This window comes from Thermus sp., assembly GCF_056332225.1.
In genome coordinates, this window is sequence record NZ_JBWGQW010000133.1 from 1 (window position 1) to 1,047 (window position 1,047).

At 69.6% G+C, this 1,047-nt stretch carries 1 protein-coding gene; it reads left to right on the forward strand.

Annotated elements, in window-relative coordinates:
* A partial coding sequence (locus AC01Y6_RS10495; RefSeq protein WP_476671471.1) for an SWIM zinc finger family protein occupies positions 1-1,047 on the forward strand: 1,047 nt, incomplete at both ends.

Below are 1,047 nucleotides of genomic sequence, written 5' to 3' on the forward strand. Positions count from 1 at the left end.
CGCCAAGGAGGGCCGGGTCAAGAGGGTCTTCCGGGTGGGGGAGAGGCTCTTGGGCGAGGTCCAGGGCTCGGAGCCCAGGCCCTACCGGGTGGAGGTGGGGCCGGGGCTTGTGGGGAGCTGCACCTGCCCCTACCCCTTCTTTCCCTGCAAGCACGCCGCCGCCCTCCTCTACACCTACCTGGAAAGGCGCCCCGAGGACCTGAGGCCCCGCCTCGAGGCCCTTTCCCCCGAGGAGGCCAAGGGGCTTCTCCTGAGGCTTTCCGGGCTTCCCGAGGTGGCCTTCCTCCTCAAGGAGGCCCTTTTCCCCGAGGAGGCCTTTGCGGAGGGGGTGCGGCGCCTCAGGCAGGCCTTTCGCCTGGGCGGGGGAGAGGAGGAGGCCAAGGGGCTCCTCTTTAGGCTTCCCCAGGCGGGGGAAAGGGAGGTGGGGCGCTTTATAGAGGTCCTCCTCGAGGCCCCCTTTGACCCCGAGCCTTACCTTCGGGTGGCCCTTGGCCACTACCTGGAGCTCGGGGGGGACCCCGCTCCTCTCCTCCGCCTCTACCTAAAGGCCCCTTCCCCTTCCCTGGAGGAGGCCCTCCTCGCCCTGGGGAAGGAGCGCCCCGAGGCCCTTCTTCCCCTCCTGGAGAAGGAGCGCTCCCCCATCGCCCGCGCCCTCAGGGCCGAGCTCCTCTTTGCCCTCGGGAGGGAGGAGGAGGCCCTCGCCCTTCTCCGGGAAGGCCTCCATGGGGTGGAGGACTACCTGGCCTTCGTGGAGCGTCTCTTGCGCCTGGGCAGGAGGGAGGAGGCCCTGAGGTACGCCGAGGAGGCGGTGGCCTGGTTCGGCAAGGACCCGAGGCTTCTTCCCCTCTTGGACCTCCTCGCCGCCCACCGGGGAAGCCCGGAGGACCACCGGGCCCGCTTTCTCCTAAGGCCCAATCTCGAGGACTACCTCGCCCTCAAGGCCAAGCTGGGCCGGGCCTTCGCCGAGGAAAGACCCCGCCTCCTTCGCCAGGTGCAAGACCCTGCCCTCCTCGCCCGCATCTACCTCCTGGAGGAGGACTGGAAGGC